Consider the following 17,696-nt stretch of genomic DNA (forward strand, 5'->3'; position numbering starts at 1 on the left):
CCTAGAAAAACACCTTCTCCCGGATCGCGGTGAGAAGGTGCTCTCATGATTACCGTTTGTTAACGATTTTGGCTCAGTTTACCGGAGTTTTGCTTCCATCTGAATGCCATTCGTACACAACAAACTCGAACGACTTCATGTCGCCGGACTTGTCGTACTCAACGGTGCCGATCGGAGTCTGGAAGGTGCCTTCGCGCAGGGCGGCAGCAACGTCGAACGGATCGGTGGAGCCGGCGGCTTCAATGCCTTCGGCAACCAGCTGGACAGCGGTGTAGGAGGTCAGAACGAACGGACCGGAGGGATCCTCACCTTTCTCTTCGAACGCTTCAACCAGCGCCTGGTTTTCGGCTTTCTGGTCGAATGCCGGTGGCAGGGTTACCAGCAGGCCTTCAGCGGCTTCGCCGGCGATGGTGTTGATGTCCTTGTTACCCACGCCCTCGGGGCCCATGAAGCGGGCGTCCAGGCCAGCGGAGTCAGCCTGGCGCAGGATCAGACCCAGTTCCGGGTGGTAACCGCCGTAGTAGACGTAGTCCACATCAGCCTGTTTGAGTTTGGTTACCAGCGATGAGAAGTCCTTGTCGCCGGCCGTGATGCCTTCAAACATGGCAATTTCAACGCCGGCGTCTTTCAGGGTGTCACGAACCGCAGTCGCAATGCCTTCACCGTACTGCTGCTTGTCGTGAACAATAGCGACGCGCTCGGGATTCTGGGAAGCAATGTAGTTGGCTGCAACCGGGCCCTGCATGCTGTCGAGGCCGATGGTACGGAACACCAGTTCATAGCCACGCTCGGTGATTTCCGGGCTGGTAGAAGCCGGGGTCACCATCAGGATGCCTTCGTCTTCGTAGATGTCAGAAGCGGGCTGGGTGGAGCTGGAACACAGGTGACCGATAACGAAGCGTACGCCATCGTTGACCAGGCTGTTGGCAACGGTTACCGCCTGCTTCGGGTCACACACGTCGTCGTACTCGACGGCAACAAGTTCTTCACCCATGACACCGCCATTGGCGTTGATCTGTTCGATCGCCATGCGGGCACCGGAGAATTGCATGTCACCATACTGGGCAACGGGGCCAGTCATGGGTCCGGCGATACCGATCTGGATTTCAGCAGCGGCATGGCCGGCGCCCATCAGGGCTACGGAAGTGCTAACAGCAGTTACGAGTTTTTTTACTGAAGTTCTCATTGAGTCTGTCCTGTTTTATTTCAGGGTTATTCTTGTGTTCTCAGAGAGTTAAACAAGCACCACACCCCGCTGCTTGTCAACTGGATGAGTCTGGGGTTTGGTCCGGAACACGGGCCTGTCTGCAGAGGCAAATCCCGTGCCGCTCTGAGCGGTGTCACGCATCCGTGCTGTTTTCTTCATCCTGGTAGACCAGCTCGCGGAAGCTCTCATGTTCGCGCAGCTGATCAAAACTAACGTCTACGGAAGCATCGTCGCGGTATGCCTCGGAAATTTCAATAGCTTTCTTCAAGGTGCTTACTGCGTCCTCCCAGCGGCCGATTTCCGCATAGGCGCATGCCAGCTGATAGTGCGCGTGGCCATTATCCGGTGCAAGCTTCAGCGCGCGTTGGCAGAGACTGATGGCCCACAACGGTTCCTGCATTTCCAGGACAGCGTCGGCCTTGTAACTCAGAGCTTCCACATCATCCGGGCGAAGATCCAGAATCTGGTCGTAGGCGGAAATCTTGTTCTGCTGTGAGGTTTCCTGGCTGGCTTTCAGCCACAGGGAATGCACTTCGTTGGTGCGCTCGATCTCGGCCTGGTTCTGGTGAATGATGTCGGATTTCTGCTTGAGCTGGTCCTCGATGAACTCGAGCCGTTGCTCATACTCGATCACCAGCTCGTTGACCCGTTTTTCGGCCAGACTGGTCAGCTGATTGCGCATGTCCCGGATGGAGTTCCAGCCGATCACCACGAGAATGGAGGTGGCGCCGGCGATCAAGTAAAAGAAGTAGGTAACGGTATCGGTGGCATAGGACATGGTTTTGTCGGCAACGGACAGTTCCTTGTCTACCACCTTTTCGATCAGTTCTGCGCGGGTGTTCTGCATTTCTTTGCGCAACGCTTTGCTCTCTTCTAACAGGTAAAGCTCGATGAAAGGGGTATACATCGGCTTTTCCAGCGTCTTGATGCTCTCTCTCAGGTCTTCTGAGGTGAGTTCTCCCTCTGGCCCCAGTTTATCCTGGGCGAAGAGGGTACCGGCGAACGTCGTCATCAAAAGAAAAGGCAGGAAATACTTGATCATCGGGCGCATTCCGTCCGTCTGTCGTAAGTGGAACAAGTGGGAAACCTTAGCATAGTGGAAGGCCGAAGAAATGCCGGGAATCTCCCTGACTTGCAATCATGGGTGCAAAGACCTCTAATAGTTAGGGGTATAAAGAAATTCCCATGACCGAATCGGAGTATTGCTGTGAACAGTTATGAAGATGTACTGGTAGCTCTCAGGCGGGTTATCCGGGCGACGGACCTTCATTCGAAGCGTCTCAGCAAGCATGCCGGGCTCACGGGGCCCCAGCTGCTGATCATGAGAACGATTCGGGATCTGGGCGAGGTGACTATCGGCACCATTGCGGAAAAGGTCAGTCTCAGCCAGGCGACGGTAACCACCATCCTGGATCGCCTCGAGCATCGGAAACTGGTTTATCGGGTACGCAGCACCCAGGACAAACGTAAGGTTCACGCGCACCTGACCGAGGAAGGTGCAGATCTTCTGGCCCGGGCGCCCAATCCGTTGCAAGAGGATTTCATTCAGAAATTCCAGAGCCTGGCGGAGTGGGAGCAAACCATGATTCTGGCCTCGCTTCAGCGGGTGGCCAACATGATGGATGCCGATGATATTGATGCATCACCGGTGCTAACCGTTGGGTCGGTTCTGAAGGATGACGGGTGGAAGGAGAAAGCCTGACCTCAATGAGCCAGGCTTTCTCCTGCCATTAGTGCACCGAAGACCCTTTCCTCGGCTTATTGGCGAAGCACACCTGGAAAACATCGCTGTAATGCTTGGCAAAGTTCACCGCCAGGCCTTCCTTCAGGTACTGCGGCAGCTCCTCATAATCCCCCCGATTGGCTTCCGGCAGGATCAGGTTACTGATTTTCTGCCGACGCGCCGCAATGACCTTCTCTCGAATGCCGCCTACCGGCAGCACCTGTCCGGTCAGGGTGAGCTCTCCGGTCATGGCGATGTTTTGTTGTGGCGCCTCTCCGCGTGCGATCGACAGCAGGGCGGTGGCCATCGTGACACCGGCGCTGGGGCCATCCTTCGGCGTGGCGCCTTCGGGCACGTGCAAGTGCACGAAGGACTTGTCGAAGAACGTCGGGTCGCCTTTGAAGCGCTTGAGGTTTGAGGACACATAGCTGTAGGCGATTTCTGCGGACTCTTTCATGACATCACCCAGCTGGCCCGTCAGTTTAAAGCCGCGTTGTGCGCTGTGAATCCTGGAGGCCTCGATGCTCAGGGTGGCTCCGCCCATGGCGGTCCAGGCCAGGCCAGTGACAACGCCGGTGCCTTTCAGGGATTTCTCTTTCTTGAACGAAGGCCGCCCCAGATAACTCTGCAGATCCGACACGCCCACCTTGACCGGCTGGTCCGGGTTTTCCAGCAGCTTCACGATCCCCTTGCGGAGTATCTTGTGCAGGAGTTTTTCCAGGCTCCGCACGCCGGCCTCTCGCGCATAGCCCTCAATAACCTGCTTGATCGCTGCGTCCGTGATGTTGAGCTGCTTTTTCAGCAGCCCAGCCCGCTTCAGCAGTCTGGGAAGCAGGAAGTGCTTGGCGATGGCCAGTTTCTCTTCCGCGATATAGCCGGACAGACGAATGACATCCATGCGGTCCAGCAGCGGCCGCGGAATCGTGTCCAGCTGGTTCGCGGTGCAGATGAACAGAACCTTTGAGAGGTCCATGCGGACATCCAGATAGTGGTCCAGGAAGTCGCGGTTCTGTTCAGGGTCCAGTGTCTCCAGCAGGGCAGAGGCCGGGTCGCCCTGGAAGGACGCACCGATCTTGTCGATTTCATCCAACATGATGACCGGGTTCGCCACTTTTGAATCTTTCAGTGCCTGGACAAACTTGCCTGGCATGGCGCCGATATAAGTGCGGCGATGGCCTTTGATTTCAGCTTCGTCCCGCATGCCGCCAACGCTGAAGCGATAGAACTTCCGCCCCAGTGCATCCGCCACGGAATGGCCGATCGATGTCTTGCCAACGCCCGGTGGGCCTACCAGCAAGAGGATCGAACCGCTGACCTCGCCCTTGATCGTTCCTTCCGCCAGAAATTCGATGATTCGGTCTTTCACATCGTCGAGGCCGTCGTGATCGCGGTCGAGTATTCGCCTTGCTTCGGCCAGATCGAAGTGATCTTCCGAGTGAACGCCCCAGGGAACCTGGGTCAGCCAGTCCAGATAGTTACGGGTAACGCCATATTCCGGGGAGCCCTGTTCCAGCACCTGCAGTTTTTCGAGTTCATCCCGGAAACGCTCCTGCACAGCCTCGGGCGGTTGCAGCTCTGCCATGCGCTGCTCGAAACGCTCCACGTCTGCGGTCTTGTCGTCCTTGGCCATGCCCAGCTCACGCTGGATGACCTTGAGTTGTTCCTTCAGGAAGAACTCGCGCTGGTGCTTCTGCACCTTGGCGTTAACCTCCTCGCTGATTTCCGACTGCAGCCGAGCGACTTCATGTTCCTTGCGCATCAGGAGCAGGACCTTTTCCATGCGGCGGAGCAGGGGAACGGTGTCCAGCACATCCTGCAATTCGTTACCCGGAGCGCTGGTCATCGAGGCGCCAAAGTCGGCAAGCGGAGAACTGTCATCCGGCCCGAACCGGGACAGGTACTGTTTTACCTCCTCGCCGTACAGCGGATTGGTGCGCAGCAGCTCCTTGATCGCGCTGATAATGGCCAGGGTGTAGGCCTTGAGTTCGTCTGCCTCTTCTTCCGGTTCTGCCGGATATTCCACTTCAACCAGGTAAGGCGGTTTGCGGCGCAACCACTGGACAATCCGAAAGCGTTGAAGCCCCTGGGCGATGAATTGAACCTTGCCGCTTTCATTCTGGGCATGATGTACGCGCACGGCGCAGCCGACGGTCTCCAGCTGTTCGCTGGCAGGAACGCCTGCCTCCGCATCCTCTTCTTCCACAAAACAGATACCCATGACCTTGTGGTCGGTTTCGCCGACCCGCTTCAGGGTTTCCTGCCACGGATTCTGGTTGACCACCACAGGCTGCACCTGGGCCGGGAAAAACGGACGGTTCGAAACCGGCAGCACGTACATGCGCCGGGGCATCATCTGCTGGGGCAGGGCAAGGCTCTTGCTGTGCTCGTCCTTGCCGATATATTCGGTCACGTCCTCTTCGAATTCCTCTAGTGAATCGTTTTGCGTCTCATCATTCATGCCGCGAGTATCCATCCGGAAAGGTTGTGAATCTGCCCGGGACGGGCTGCTGCGTCGTTGCCCCGGGGCGTTGCTTATTAGCTATGTAACGGCAGATACGGTGATTTCAAGGAGTTGGGTTGGCGCTGTTGGCGCTTGAATTTCCGGGAGTTGGCCCCATGTCTCTGGCAGTTTCCGATGATTCATACGACTTTTCAGGTGCCTTGCATGAGCAACTCTCCGTATATTTTTGACGCTACCATGGAAAACTTTCAGCAGAAGGTGATGGAAGCCTCTGCCAGCACACCCGTTCTGGTCGATGTCTGGGCTGAGTGGTGCGCTCCGTGCAAGCAGTTGATGCCCTTGCTGGAAAAGCTCGCTGAGGATTACCAGGGCGCGTTCATGCTCGCCAAGGTGAACGCGGACGAGCAAGAGCAGCTTACCTCCAGCCTTGGTGTGCGCAGTCTGCCAACGGTCATTCTGGTCAAGAATGGCCAGGCGGTGGATGGATTTAACGGTGCGCTGCCGGAAAACGAAATCCGCAAGGTTCTGGACAAGCATGTTGAAGCGCCAAAGGAGGATCCGTATGACAAGGCCCATCGGATCTGGGAAGAGGGCGATGTTGAGGGAGCGCTGGCCATCCTGTCGCAGATGAACCAGGAGGATCCCGAGAACCTGAAGGTACTGATTGATCTTGCCCAGCTGAAAGCGGAGATGGGTGATCTTGAGACGGCTGAACAGGTACTGGAAAGCCTTCCGCCGGAGGAGAAGATGCAGCACCAGGCAAAGCAGTTGGCGGCCCGCCTGAAGTTTCTCCGGCAGTCTGCCGAGCTGCCACCGATCAAGGATCTCGAAATGGCGCTGGAGCAGGATCCCAAAGACCCGAACGCTCTGCATCAGTTGGCGCTCCACCACGTATTACAGGAGAACAACGCCGAGGCCATGGATCTTCTGATCCGTTTGATGCAGGTGGACAGTAAATACAAGGACGAAGTGGCCAAGACAACGCTGATCGAGCTGTTCGACAAGCTGGGTAACAATAACCCGGATGTGCGGACCTATCGGCGAAAGCTCTATACCCTGATGCACTGATTAGGTTGCTCGGGGAGATCAGAACCCGAGGTTGAATCCGGGGCCGGGTGAATGTCTTCATCCGGCCCTCGTTCAAGCAAACACAATGCTCAAGCTCCCACCCCAGCCAGACAATTGCGAACTCTGCGAACGCCCGGTTGCCAGGCTCACCCGGCACCACCTTATCCCCAAGCACCTGCATCGGAAGAAGCGCTTCCAGAAACTGTTCACCAAAGAAGATCTGATCACCCGAACCCTGTGGGTGTGCAGGCCGTGTCATAACGCCATTCATAAAGCTCGCTCGGAATACGAACTGGGTCTGTACTTCAACACCCGGGAAAAGCTGCTGCAGCTGGAGGAGTTGCGGACGTTTGTTGAGTGGCTCAGGGACAAGCCAGAGGGGTTTGTGCCCAAGTTTGTGAGGCAAAAATAACGAACCTGATCCAATGACTAATAGATGCAGTATTCATAGGCTCATTTATTGGGAGAGGTCATTATGCGTAGTCGAAAAGATGATCGTCGAATTCAGCGATTTCTGGCTTTGAGCGCCCTTATTCTTCTCACTCCATGGATCCTCATTGCCGGCTTGCTGGCGATGGAGAACGTCCAGGATGGGGTTCTGGGTAATGGTGGTCTGCAGGTAGCGTTGATTGGCATTATCGGGGCTGTGTTCGGAGCCCTGGTCTTTTGGGTTATTCCCAACTGGAAAGCGCGTCGTTCCAATCGCTGAAAAGCAAAGCGGCCCCGTCACTGGGGCCGCTTTTTATCACGCCAGGGCCGGCCTTTAGCCGTTGCCCCTCTTCATGGCTTCATACTCATCTTCAAAGAAGAACTTCTCTTCGCCAAAGGCCGGTTCCAGCTCGTGTAGCCAGGTGGCCGTCTCGCTGTACTTGGCGAAGAACGGGCGCTGAACCCAGTCCGGATTACGACCCTGCAGGAAGCGCAGGACGAACACCTTCTCGCCGTTGATTTCAGTTATACCCTGAATCTCCACCTTGCCGGGGCCGGCGCTCATGGAGGGGCCGCGGGCGGTCCGGGCCAGGCCGCTGACCTTTTTCATGGCTTCCCGATAGATGTGGAAGGCTTCGGCGAGAGGTACTTCAAAGTAGTTTTTGGCACCGGTGTCCCGCTCTACAAACATGTAGTAGGGGATGATGCCCAGCTGCACTTCCTTCTTCCACAGTTTTGCCCAGGCGTCGGCATCGTCGTTGACGTGCTTGATCAGCGGGCCCTGGGCTCGGATCTCGGCGCCGGTGGCGCGGATACGTCGGATGGCCTCTTCGGCGATCTCGGTGGTGATTTCCTGCCAGTGGTTGTAGTGGGCCATGATGGCCACGTGCTTGCCGGCGTCCACGAGACGAGCGAACAGATCGATCAGCTCATCCGCATCCTTGTCGGTCACAAAGCGGTAGGGCCAGAAGGTGAGGGCCTTGGTGCCGATGCGGATGGTCTGGATGTGGTCGAACTCGGGCTGCAGCAGTGGCTCGAGATACTGCACCAGGTTCTTGGTTTTCATGACCATTGGATCACCACCGGTCACCAACAGGTCGGTTACCTCGGTGTGCTCCTGCAGGTAGCCGTGGAGCTTCTCGGCTTCGGTGCTGGCCATTTTCAGGTCCTTGTCACCGACAAACTGTGCCCAGCGGAAACAGAAGGTGCAGTAAGAGTGGCAGGTCTGACCCTGGGCCGGGAAAAACAGCACTGTTTCGCGGTACTTGTGCTGAACGCCGTCCAGCACCTCACCGTCGAGCTCCGGCATGTTCATTTCCATCTGGCCTGCCGGGTGCGGGTTCAGTTCATCCCGGATTTCCTTGGCAACCGCCTGGATCTCTTTTTTGTCGGCACCTTCCCGGTGCATTGTTGCCATGCGCTCGTAATGCTCTTCTTTCAACATGCCTTTCTGGGGGAAGACAAGCTGATAGATCGGGTCGTTGGGAACCTTGTCCCAGTTGATCAGTTCATTGATCACATATTCGTTGACCCGGAACGGTAGCACGCTGGCTACCACCTTCATTTCAAACAGCGTCTCCTCAGGGAGATTCTGAATAACTTCAATCTTGTCGAGCTGGCGGTCTGTGTAGACCTTGAAACGCCGTTCCTCGAACTCGGTAGTGGGAATCCGGTTCGGAAAGGTGACGATGGAGTTCATAGATCGCCCTCTGTTGGTGCCAATGACGGAAAAAGTGGTCCGACCACTTTTCGGTGGTTAAAAATCAGGCAGGCGAGTATACATAAACGGGGGATTATTTTCAGGTCTAATTAAAAAGTTCCGGTAAATTAGATGGGTAGAAGAGTTGAAGGCTCAGAATATTCAACAAAAATCGCTAACGGCGGCGAATGTGTAGCGAATTGCGGCGAGGATATCGTTTAGCGTGGTAATCAATTTTCCGGTTGATAAGAATGCTACGACATTGGTCGCAGTCTGGTTGTCTGATGGTCCAAAAACGGTCATTCTTCCGTAAGTAACCGCAAAGAGCGCCCCTGAAATGGATTTGGATAGGGTGTAAATTGAATTTAGCGTTAAAAATGTAGTAAAAAGACGACAAAATGGGTTGGCTGATCCGCGCGCTTCATCGGCATACCGATCATTCGTGGGGCCAAAAGCCCGTAAATCGGGTGCGATCGGGCAGGAAAAGTGTGAAAGCTGTTCTATGCTTTGTACAGGTTCTGTGTACTGGGAGCCGGTACACCTGTCAGGCTGACATACCCACAACAAAACACTGCATTTCATCGCAGCTTATCGACACCGCAACGCGCCCGGCTGCTGATCGTGGCGGCGCTGCACTTTTTGATGCCAAGGGGAGGGTTTGATGTACCAGGACGATGATCCCATTGAAACCAGTGAATGGCTGGACGCGCTGGAATCTCTGATCGAGAACGAAGGCGTAGACCGGGCCAAATACATTCTTGAGAGGCTCTCTGAACGGGCGAGCCGTGACGGAACCGAACTGCCATATTCCATTACCACGCCATTCCGGAACAGTATTCCTGTGTCCCAGCAGGCGCCGATGCCCGGCGACCTCTTCATGGAGCGCCGTATTCGCTCCCTGATCCGCTGGAATGCCATGGCCATGGTTATGCGCGCCAACCAGCGTCCCGGAGATCTTGGCGGCCATGTCTCCTCGTTCTCGTCGGCTGCGACCCTCTACGATGTTGGCTTTAACTACTTCTTCCATGGTGGCGACGAAAAGCGCGAATCCGATCTGGTTTATTTCCAGGGGCACTCATCTCCGGGCATCTATGCACGTTCCTATCTTGAAGGCCGGTTCGATGAAAAAGATCTCGACAAGTACCGCGAAGAGGTAGATGGCACCGGCCTTTCGTCTTACCCGCACCCCTGGTTGATGCCGGATTACTGGCAGTTCCCCACGGTTTCCATGGGTCTGGGCCCGATTCAGGCCATTTATCAGGCCCACGTAATGAAGTACCTGGACAGCCGGGAGCTCATCGAGATGGGCGATCGCAAGGTCTGGTGCTTTGTCGGTGACGGCGAGTGTGACGAGCCGGAAACCCTGGGGTCTATCTCCATGGCCGGCCGGGAAAACCTCAGCAACCTGATCTTTGTGGTTAACTGCAACCTTCAGCGTCTGGACGGCCCAGTCCGTGGTAATGGCAAGATTATCCAGGAACTTGAGGGTGTCTTCCGCGGTGCCGGCTGGAACGTGTTGAAGGTCGTTTGGGGTCGCCACTGGGATCCCCTGTTCGAGAGGGACAAAGAAGGGAAGATGCAGCGCGTCATGGACGAGGTCTGTGACGGCGACCTTCAGAACTTCAAGAGTAATGGCCCGGCCTATACCCGTAAGAATTTCTTCGGCAAGTACCCCGAAACAGCCAAGCTCGTTGAGGACCTGTCGGATGAGGAGATCAACAAGCTCAACCGGGGTGGCCATGATCCTTACAAGATCTATGCAGCCTTCCATCATGCCATCAATAAGAACGGTGGGCGTCCGACCGTCATACTGGCTCATACCATCAAAGGCTATGGCTTTGGTGAGGCCGGCGAGGCGCAGAATACCGCCCACTCTCTGAAGAAGCTCGATATCGAGCAGCTCAAATCGTTCCGCGACCGCTTTGCAGTGCCGCTGAAGGATGAGGAGCTCAAGGACGTTCCCTACTACCGGCCAGCGCCGGATAGCCCGGAAATCGTCTACATGAAGAAGCGCCGGCAGGAATTGGGTGGTTTCTATCCCAAGCGCCGCAAGGATTGCCAGCCGCTGCAGATCCCTGATCTGGATATCTTCAAAGCGGTACTGGAAGGCTCCGGCGACCGGAAGATCTCCACCACGATGGCCTTCGTCCGTATCCTGACAGCCCTGACCAAGGACAAGCGTATCGGCAAGCGCGTGGTACCCATTGTGCCCGACGAAGCCCGTACCTTTGGTATGGAAGGTATGTTCCGTCAGCTCGGTATCTACACCGCCGAGGGGCAGAAGTACGTTCCGGAAGACCGTGATCAGATCATGTACTACCGGGAAGACAAGAAGGGCCAGATTCTCGAGGAAGGCATCAACGAAGACGGCTCGATGGCAGCGTGGATGGCGGCAGCGACCTCCTACAGCACCAACAACTTCCCGTTGATTCCGTTCTACATCTTCTATTCCATGTTCGGTTTCCAGCGAGTTGGCGATCTGGCGTGGGCATCCGGTGACATCCAGGCCCGTGGTTTCCTGATCGGCGGTACCGCCGGCCGGACCACCCTGAACGGCGAAGGCCTGCAGCACCAGGACGGCCACAGCCACGTGCTGGCCAACACCATTCCGAACTGTAAAGCCTACGATCCGGCTTATGGTTATGAAATGGCGGTCGTGCTCCGCAAGGGTATGAAGGAGATGTTCGAGGATAACCAGAACGTCTTCTACTACCTGACCATCGAAAACGAGAACTACGAACAGCCTGCCATGCCCAAGGATTGCGAAGACGGCATTATCAAGGGCATGTACAAGTTCGAGTCTGTTGAAACCAAGGGCAACAAGAAGACGCCTCGGGTTCAGTTGCTTGGTGCGGGCGCTATCCTCAACGAGGTGCGTGCTGCCGCCCAGATGCTGAAAGACGACTGGGGTGTTGCCTCCGATGTGTGGAGTGTTACCAGCTTCAACGAGCTCGCCCGTGAAGGCTTGCACGTAGAGCGCTGGAACCGCCTGCACCCGGATGACAAGCCGAAAAAGGCGTATGTTACCCAGTGCCTGGAGAAGCAGACCGGGCCAGTGGTTTCTTCCACCGATTACATCAAGCTGCACTCCGAGCAGCTCCGGGCGTTCATCCCGAAAACCTACCTGACCCTGGGCACAGACGGCTTTGGCCGCAGCGACACCCGGGAAAAGCTGCGCAGCTTCTTTGAAGTCGACCGTTACTACGTAACAGTCACGGCGCTGTCAGCTCTGGCCAAGGACGGTGAGGTGAAGAACGATGTGGTTCTCGAAGCCATGCGCAAGTACGGAATCGATCGCAACAAAACGAACCCGGTGCTGAGCTAAGGAGACCGCCATGAGTGAACAGGAAATCAAGGTTCCGGATCTCGGCGGTGCGGATGAGGTCGAGGTTATCGAAATCACCGTCAGCGCAGGGGATTCGGTTGAAGCAGAAGATCCGATTCTGACCGTAGAGTCAGACAAAGCCTCGGTGGAGCTGCCGTCGCCCGGTGCCGGCAAGATCACCAAGATCACCGTTAAGGTGGGCGACAAGGTCAAGGAAGGCGACGTCGTGGGGATGATGGAAGCCAGTGCCGATGGTGGTGGCTCTGACGATTCCGAGGAAGAGCCGGAAGGAAAAGCCGAGGAAAAGAGCGAAGCCGAGAAGCAGGAGAAATCCGAAGAGAGCAAGCCGGCGCCGAAGAAGGCTTCCGGGGGCTCACGCAAGGAGACCGTGAAGGTTCCTGCGCTGGATGGCTTCGATAATGTTCCGGTGATCGAAATCAATGTTGCCGAAGGCGATACCATCGAGGCTGACGATCCGCTGGTTACCGTGGAATCAGACAAGGCCACCATGGAGATTCCCTCGCCGTACTCGGGCAAGGTGGGCAAGATCCTGGTGTCCGAGGGTGACAAGCTCTCCGAGGGCCATGAGCTGCTGGAGATGACCGTTCAGGAAGAGGGCGGCGAATCGGAAGACGACTCCGAGCCGGCGTCTGAAGAACCGGCGAAGGAAGCGAAGTCGGAGCCCGAGTCCGAAGAGAAGCCAAAGCAGCAAGTAGAGTCTGCCCCTGAACCTCAGGGTGCAACCTATGAGCCGCCCACGCCTGGCGCGAAGGTCCATGCTGGCCCTGCTGTTCGCAAGCTGGCCCGTGAGCTGGGTGCCGATCTGGCCCGCATCAAGGGCTCTGGCCCGAAGAGCCGGATTATCAAGGACGATGTCCACGCCTATGTGAAGAGCCAGTTAAAGCAGGCTCAGCAGGGTAGCGGTGTTGCCACCGGCTCCGGTATCCCCGGGGTCAAGCTGCCAGACTTCAGCCAGTTTGGTGAAGTGAAGCGTGAGGCCATGTCGCGGATGATGTTCGCCACGGCCAACAACATGCAGCGCAGCTGGCTTAACGTGCCTCACGTCACCCAGTTCGAGGATGCGGACATCACCGATATGGAGGATTTCCGCAAGGCCCAGAAGGCAGCCGGCGAGAAGAAGGGCGTTAAGATGACGCCGCTTCCGTTCCTGCTGAAGGCCTGTGCCACGGCGCTGGCAGAACTGCCCCAGTTCAACGTGTCTCTGGACATGGAGCGCAAGGAGGTGGTTCGCAAGAAGTACATTCACATCGGGATTGCGGTGGATACGCCCAACGGGCTGATGGTGCCGGTTATCAAGGATGTGGACAAGAAGGGCTTGTGGGAGCTTGCTGCCGAGAGCGCCGAGCTTGCCCAGAAAGCCCGGGACAAGCAGTTGAAGCCGGCAGAGATGCAGGGTGCCTGTTTTACCATCACCAGTCTGGGTGGTATTGGCGGTACCGCGTTTACGCCGATTGTGAATACGCCTGAGGTGGCGATTCTTGGGGTGTCCAAGGCGGCGATGAAGCCGGTTTGGGATGGCAAGGAGTTCCAGCCCCGCCTGATGCTGCCGTTGTCTCTGTCTTATGATCACCGCGCGGTGAATGGGGCCGATGCAGCCCGGTTTACCACGGTGCTCAGTCAGCTTCTTGGGGACATTCGTACCCTTCTGTTGTGATATCAAGCTAGTTGTCACCCAGCCTGAGGGTTGGGTGGCGCGACAAAGGCCGGTGCGGCTTTTCAGAACACGCTACAAGCACATCCCTGTGCGCTTGTTTCGGGCCATCCCTGGCCCTCTACAGTTCTGAAAAGCCGCACCGGCCTTTGTCGTTCTGGCTCTTTCCTGATCGCTTTTTCGCACAAACAAAAACCCCGGCCGGAGCCGGGGTTTCTGCTGAGTTAACTAACTTCTAACGGAAGGATTAGAAGCTGTATTGTGCTACGTACATGAGACGATTTGCGTCGCCGTCGGCTCCGCCTTGGCTTTCAGTTTCCAGATTCTCGAACTGTACGCCCATGCTAACCTTATCAACCGGGCTCCACATATAGTTGATATACATGGACGTGTTCTGCTCAGTCGTGGTTGCTGCGTCTGCTCCGGCAAAGTTGCTACCCGCGCGATATACATACGCATTGGCGCCATCTGCATAGTTGATCGCACCCTGGATTGAGATCATATCGGTAATGGCAATTTTACCAGCCAGGAAACCGGCAAAACCGATGGCTGAATCATCGGCCGAACCTGTGTCGTAAGCTGTTTGCTTGGCCATGACGGCTGCTGCGTAAGAAAATCCACCCTGTGAATCTTCAAACTTTGCAGTCAGTGCAGGAGAGCTGGCGACGGTGCCTCTATCTTGGCCCGGTGTTGGCTCTAGCTGTTGCGTTCCGTCGGGTTGAAGTGTAAGAACCGGAGCTACGCCTACTACTCCGCCGTAGTCGATAGCATTCTCCAGTGAAACGGAGAGCGGGCCGTTCATGTAGGTGATTTGCTCGGTACGGTCTTGTGCACCAGCAGTACCCGGAACGCCATCGAAGTCCACGTTAGCAGTGTTGCCGACCCAGGAGTTACAGTTGGACCAGTACCGACCAATTCTGACATTGTTGTATTCGCCATAAGCGTGGCGCAGGCGCGGATCAAGGCTGGCGCTATTGCTGAAGTCGAATTCGACAACAACTTTGACCCCTTCCGGATTAACCACAGAAAGACCGACACGGCTGGTATTTGCGTCCATGCCAAAATGGCCGTCGGCTGTGTCAGCGTCGCCTTTTGTGATTTTGGCAAAGTTACCGGCGCGACCGCCGTTAGAAATTTCTTCGTCGATTTGTCAATCTCAGTTTGTTGCTTTGCATCGTTGTTGTCTCTACACATTTTTGTTGTTGGACCCAAAAACAAGGTAGTTACGAATTCGTGACAATTTAAATAAATTCATGCAGAAATTAGACGAATGTCTATAACAGCTTTTCGTTCATATACAGACATCTGCAGTTGCCAATGAGGCGTAAAGTTGTTCCATGACGTCCGAAAGTACAGTTATTGAGTCAGCCACGTTCGCGTTTCTTGATATTGAAACCACCGGCGGTAATTCAGCCCGGGACCGGATTACCGAGATTGGTATCCGGTTCTGGCAGGCCGGCGAGGTGGTGGGTGAGTGGCAGACGCTGCTGAATCCGGAAACGCGGATATCCCCGTTTATCGAGAACTTTACCGGCATTTCCAATGAAATGGTCGCCGATGCCCCGTTGTTTGAAGAGGTGGCGGATGAGCTGGAGGAGCAACTCAAGGGCAAGGTGTTTGTCGCTCACAATGCCCGCTTTGATTACGGTTTTATCAAATCCGAATTCCGCAGACTGGGGCGCCTGTTCTCAGCGAAGGTGTTGTGTACGGTAAAGCTTTCCCGGCGGCTGTATCCGGAATTCCGGCGGCATAACATGGACGCGCTGATTGCCCGCCATGGCCTTGCCCGGGTTCAGCGCCACCGGGCCATGGGCGATGTGTCCGCCATGCTTGCGTTCTTTGAGCATGCACGTTCGGAAAAAGGCGACGGGAAGTTAGATAAGGCTCTCCGAGAGCTGCTGCAACGGCCGAGTATTCCTTCCCACCTTCCGTCGGATACGCTTCAGGACCTGCCCCGGGGCCCTGGGGTATATCGGTTTTACGGCGAAAACGATGTACTTCTATATGTGGGCAAAAGCACCAATATTGCCCAGCGGGTGGCCTCGCACTTTTCCGGCGATCATAACTCTGCCCGTGGTGTAAGAATGTCCGAGAGTCTGCGCCGTGTTGAGTGGACGGAAACTGCCGGCGAGCTTGGCGCGCTCCTGCTGGAACTCAAGCAGATCAAGACCCTGAAGCCTCTGTTCAACCGTCGCTCCCGGGCGGCCAAGAATCTGGTGAGCATTGAGCTGTCGAAAAACGAGGCGGGGTATCTCCAGGCGCGCCTGGTTCGTGAAATCGAGCCCCACCGGTTGGGGGACTATTTCGGGTTGTTTCGCAGCAAGCGGGATGCCGAGCGGGCATTGAGCGGCATCGCGGTCAAGAATGAATTGTGCAACCGGCTACTCGGCCTGGAGCCGGAGCACGAGGGTCCTTGTTTCCAGCGCGCACTGGGGCGCTGCAAGGGCGCCTGTGAGGAACTCGAGAATGTCGAGCGCTATAACCTCAGGGTGCAGATTGCCTTCCACGGCCTGCGACTGAAAACCTGGCCCTGGAAAGGGCCGGTCGGGATCGTTGAGCGGGATGAGCGGTCCGGGCGCACGGACATCCTGGTGGTTTATAACTGGATGCATGTAGCCACCCTCCATGAAGAGGAGGAACTGGCGGATCTCTCACTCAGTGGCCAGGCAGTCACCTTTGACCTGGATTCCTACAAACTTCTGATCGGCGCCCTCATGGACAGAGAAAAGGGCGGGCACGAACGGCAGCAGGTGATCGAATTGCCTGCCATCGGGGAACCGGATGTTCTTATGCCGTGAGTGGCGTATTATGGTGCAAGAGTCCGCACACCTACTTACTTGTTTGGTGCGGCCACTCAACTATTTTTAATTGCTTAGCCGCTTTCCCGAGAGAGATTTATGAATAAAGAACCCGTCAGCCGCGAACTGTTCGATGAAGTCATGGTGCCCAACTACGCTCCCGGTTCCATCATTCCGGTGCGAGGAGAGGGCTCCCGGATCTGGGATCAGGAAGGCCGCGAGTTCATCGATCTCCAGGGCGGCATCGCAGTGACCTGCCTGGGCCATTCCCATCCGGGGCTGGTGGGCGCGTTGCACGATCAGGCTGAGAAAATCTGGCACCTGTCCAACGTGATGACTAACGAACCCGCCCTGCGTCTGGCGAAAACTCTGTGTGACCTCACCTTTGCCGAGCGCGTGTTCTTCGCCAACTCCGGAGCCGAGGCCAACGAAGCGGCGTTCAAGCTGGCCCGTCGGTACGCCTGGGAGCATCACGGTAAAGAGAAGAACGAGATCATTTCGTTCAAGAATTCGTTTCACGGGCGCACCCTGTTTACCGTGAGCGTAGGCGGCCAACCCAAGTACCTGGAAGGTTTCGAGCCGGCACCCGGCGGCATTCACCATGCCGAGTTCAACGATCTGGAATCCGTGAAGAAACTGATCTCGAAGGAGAAAACCTGTGCCATCGTGGTTGAGCCCATTCAGGGTGAGGGTGGTGTTATGCCCGGCGACCAGGCATTCCTTCAGGGGCTGCGAGATTTGTGCGACGAAAATGACGCATTGCTGGTGTTTGATGAGGTTCAGTCCGGCGTTGGCCGAAGTGGCCACTTCTACGCCTATCAGATGTATGGCGTGGTGCCGGATATTCTCTCCAGTGCCAAGGGGCTTGGCGGCGGTTTTCCGGTCGCAGCCATGCTGACCACGGCCAAGGTTGCAGCCAGCCTGGGCGTCGGTACTCACGGTAGTACCTACGGCGGTAACGCACTGGCCTGCGCCGTGGCGCAGCGGGTAGTGGATACCGTCAGCCAGCCGGAGATTCTCAAGGGTGTGAAAGCCCGTTCCGACAAGCTCCGCAAGGGCATGATGGATATTGGCGAACGCTACGGCGTGTTCACCGAAGTGCGCGGTGCCGGCCTGCTGCTCGGTTGCGTGCTCACCGAGAAATGGCAGGGCAAGGCCAAGGACTTCCTGAACGCCGGGCTGGAAGAGGGCGTGATGGTTCTGGTGGCCGGCGCAAACGTGATTCGTTTGGCGCCATCCCTGATTATCCCGGAACCGGACATTGAATTAGCCCTCGAGCGTTTCGAAGCGGCAGTGAAAAAACTGACGGCCTAA

The 17,696-nt window shown here is 56.4% G+C and carries 13 protein-coding genes; 8 read left to right on the forward strand and 5 right to left on the reverse strand.

Translation table 11 applies throughout. From position 1 onward, the window contains the following. Nucleotides 1–73 precede the first annotated feature (73 nt). Together BM035_RS17035 and BM035_RS17040 are read right to left on the reverse strand one after the other, a co-directional pair. Nucleotides 74–1,186, reverse strand: coding sequence for a branched-chain amino acid ABC transporter substrate-binding protein (locus BM035_RS17035; RefSeq protein ID WP_008171558.1), 1,113 nt, complete (start codon nucleotides 1,184–1,186; stop codon nucleotides 74–76). 154 nt (nucleotides 1,187–1,340) lie between these two features. Then, a complete protein-coding gene (locus BM035_RS17040; protein WP_008171560.1) occupies nucleotides 1,341–2,249 on the reverse strand; it encodes a TPR end-of-group domain-containing protein in 909 nt (302 codons plus the stop codon). Between the two features lie 165 nt (nucleotides 2,250–2,414). Between BM035_RS17040 and BM035_RS17045 the strand changes: the two genes are divergently transcribed. Further along, nucleotides 2,415–2,909, forward strand: coding sequence for a MarR family winged helix-turn-helix transcriptional regulator (locus tag BM035_RS17045; protein ID WP_008171562.1), 495 nt, complete (start codon nucleotides 2,415–2,417; stop codon nucleotides 2,907–2,909). A gap of 28 nt (nucleotides 2,910–2,937) precedes the next feature. Here the strand turns inward: BM035_RS17045 and lon are convergent, their stop codons facing one another. Continuing rightward, nucleotides 2,938–5,388: an endopeptidase La gene (lon, locus tag BM035_RS17050; RefSeq protein ID WP_092033282.1), complete on the reverse strand. Its 2,451-nt coding sequence runs from the start codon at nucleotides 5,386–5,388 to the stop codon at nucleotides 2,938–2,940. Nucleotides 5,389–5,595: 207 nt separating this feature from the next. On the opposite strand from lon, the gene trxA reads away from it, so the two are divergent. From trxA to BM035_RS17065, 3 genes are all read left to right on the forward strand, one after another. After that, nucleotides 5,596–6,459, forward strand: a complete 864-nt coding sequence (gene trxA, locus BM035_RS17055) for a thioredoxin (protein ID WP_014578279.1) — start codon at nucleotides 5,596–5,598, stop codon at nucleotides 6,457–6,459. Nucleotides 6,460–6,544: 85 nt separating this feature from the next. Then, entirely contained in the window at nucleotides 6,545–6,871 is a 327-nt protein-coding gene (locus BM035_RS17060; RefSeq protein ID WP_014578278.1) for a hypothetical protein, read from the forward strand. A gap of 63 nt (nucleotides 6,872–6,934) precedes the next feature. Then, entirely contained in the window at nucleotides 6,935–7,168 is a 234-nt protein-coding gene (locus BM035_RS17065) for a hypothetical protein (protein WP_014578277.1), read from the forward strand. A 54-nt stretch (nucleotides 7,169–7,222) separates the two neighbouring features. Here BM035_RS17065 and BM035_RS17070 read toward each other — a convergent pair whose 3' ends face one another. Next, entirely contained in the window at nucleotides 7,223–8,587 is a 1,365-nt protein-coding gene (locus tag BM035_RS17070) for a KamA family radical SAM protein (protein ID WP_053113029.1), read from the reverse strand. 661 nt (nucleotides 8,588–9,248) lie between these two features. On the opposite strand from BM035_RS17070, the gene aceE reads away from it, so the two are divergent. Together aceE and aceF are read left to right on the forward strand one after the other, a co-directional pair. After that, entirely contained in the window at nucleotides 9,249–11,912 is a 2,664-nt protein-coding gene (gene aceE, locus BM035_RS17075) for a pyruvate dehydrogenase (acetyl-transferring), homodimeric type (protein WP_014578275.1), read from the forward strand. Nucleotides 11,913–11,922: 10 nt separating this feature from the next. Continuing rightward, complete coding sequence (gene aceF / locus BM035_RS17080) at nucleotides 11,923–13,587, forward strand: dihydrolipoyllysine-residue acetyltransferase (protein WP_092033284.1); 1,665 nt, start codon at nucleotides 11,923–11,925, stop codon at nucleotides 13,585–13,587. 244 nt (nucleotides 13,588–13,831) lie between these two features. Here the strand turns inward: aceF and BM035_RS17085 are convergent, their stop codons facing one another. Then, entirely contained in the window at nucleotides 13,832–14,641 is an 810-nt protein-coding gene (locus tag BM035_RS17085; protein WP_092033288.1) for a porin, read from the reverse strand. Nucleotides 14,642–14,921: 280 nt separating this feature from the next. Here BM035_RS17085 and BM035_RS17090 point away from each other — a divergent pair, with 280 nt between their 5' ends. Together BM035_RS17090 and BM035_RS17095 are read left to right on the forward strand one after the other, a co-directional pair. Then, a complete protein-coding gene (locus BM035_RS17090) occupies nucleotides 14,922–16,382 on the forward strand; it encodes an exonuclease domain-containing protein (RefSeq protein WP_092033290.1) in 1,461 nt (486 codons plus the stop codon). A gap of 99 nt (nucleotides 16,383–16,481) precedes the next feature. Then, a complete protein-coding gene (locus BM035_RS17095) occupies nucleotides 16,482–17,696 on the forward strand; it encodes an aspartate aminotransferase family protein (protein WP_014578271.1) in 1,215 nt (404 codons plus the stop codon).

It is taken from the genome of Marinobacter sp. DSM 26671 (assembly GCF_900112835.1).
Taxonomy (GTDB): Bacteria; Pseudomonadota; Gammaproteobacteria; order Pseudomonadales; family Oleiphilaceae; genus Marinobacter; species Marinobacter flavimaris.

Excerpts from the sequence above, each read along its gene's own strand:
- BM035_RS17035 (WP_008171558.1), bottom strand. The coding sequence starts at position 1,186 with ATGAGAACTTCAGTAAAAAAACTCGTAACTGCTGTTAGCACTTCCGTA.
- BM035_RS17040 (WP_008171560.1), bottom strand. The coding sequence starts at position 2,249 with ATGATCAAGTATTTCCTGCCTTTTCTTTTGATGACGACGTTCGCCGGT.
- lon (WP_092033282.1), bottom strand. The coding sequence starts at position 5,388 with ATGAATGATGAGACGCAAAACGATTCACTAGAGGAATTCGAAGAGGAC.
- trxA (WP_014578279.1), top strand. The coding sequence starts at position 5,596 with ATGAGCAACTCTCCGTATATTTTTGACGCTACCATGGAAAACTTTCAG.
- BM035_RS17060 (WP_014578278.1), top strand. The coding sequence starts at position 6,545 with ATGCTCAAGCTCCCACCCCAGCCAGACAATTGCGAACTCTGCGAACGC.
- BM035_RS17065 (WP_014578277.1), top strand. The coding sequence starts at position 6,935 with ATGCGTAGTCGAAAAGATGATCGTCGAATTCAGCGATTTCTGGCTTTG.
- BM035_RS17070 (WP_053113029.1), bottom strand. The coding sequence starts at position 8,587 with ATGAACTCCATCGTCACCTTTCCGAACCGGATTCCCACTACCGAGTTC.
- aceE (WP_014578275.1), top strand. The coding sequence starts at position 9,249 with ATGTACCAGGACGATGATCCCATTGAAACCAGTGAATGGCTGGACGCG.
- aceF (WP_092033284.1), top strand. The coding sequence starts at position 11,923 with ATGAGTGAACAGGAAATCAAGGTTCCGGATCTCGGCGGTGCGGATGAG.
- BM035_RS17085 (WP_092033288.1), bottom strand. The coding sequence starts at position 14,641 with ATGGACGCAAATACCAGCCGTGTCGGTCTTTCTGTGGTTAATCCGGAA.
- BM035_RS17090 (WP_092033290.1), top strand. The coding sequence starts at position 14,922 with ATGACGTCCGAAAGTACAGTTATTGAGTCAGCCACGTTCGCGTTTCTT.
- BM035_RS17095 (WP_014578271.1), top strand. The coding sequence starts at position 16,482 with ATGAATAAAGAACCCGTCAGCCGCGAACTGTTCGATGAAGTCATGGTG.